This window comes from Desulfofundulus thermobenzoicus, assembly GCF_009428905.1.
Classification (GTDB): domain Bacteria; phylum Bacillota; class Desulfotomaculia; order Desulfotomaculales; family Desulfovirgulaceae; genus Desulfofundulus_A; species Desulfofundulus_A thermobenzoicus.
In genome coordinates, this window is the sequence record NZ_WHYR01000139.1 from 1 (window position 1) to 596 (window position 596).

Below are 596 nucleotides of genomic sequence, written 5' to 3' on the forward strand. Positions count from 1 at the left end.
GATGATGAGATCTGTCGCTTTCCGGTAATGATCTCTTGATAAATTCAGACCGCAGCGATGACGCATATCGCACGTCAGGCAGTCCTGAAACGAGTCATAGCCAATTCGTGACCATTCATCATTTGATAATTCTGGATACTCTTTTCGATCGCCATACGGATAAAAGGTTTGCATGCCATGTGATTCATGAACAAATGAAGGCAGTGATTCATAAATATCGAGCCACTTTTCATCATCTTCTCGCTGCATCGTTTTCTCCAGCTTTTTTAAGCATAAATATTGATCATGCGATTTACTTAATCTCGCATCTATTTGAATATCAAGGTGATTGGCAATTTTATAGATATCACCTTCTTGTTTAACGAGCTGTTCAATTAACGTTTCGTCTGCACATGCAATAATCGCAGGCTTCCCTGTATACCTTGCATATGTGACGGCAAATAATAGATAGACGATGGTTTTGCCTGTGCCTACCCCAGCTTCGGCAAACATCACACTTTTTTCTTTAAAGGCTCTTTCTAGTTGAAAAGCCATAAATATTTGTTCATCTCGAAGATCAAAGCCCTTTTCTGGCAAAATGTCATAAAACACATCAC

1 pseudogene is annotated in these 596 nt (G+C 39.4%); it reads right to left on the reverse strand.

Features of this window, described 5'->3' with window-relative positions:
• Positions 1–596, reverse strand: a pseudogene (locus GFC01_RS17890) (ATP-dependent DNA helicase); the annotation flags it as partial.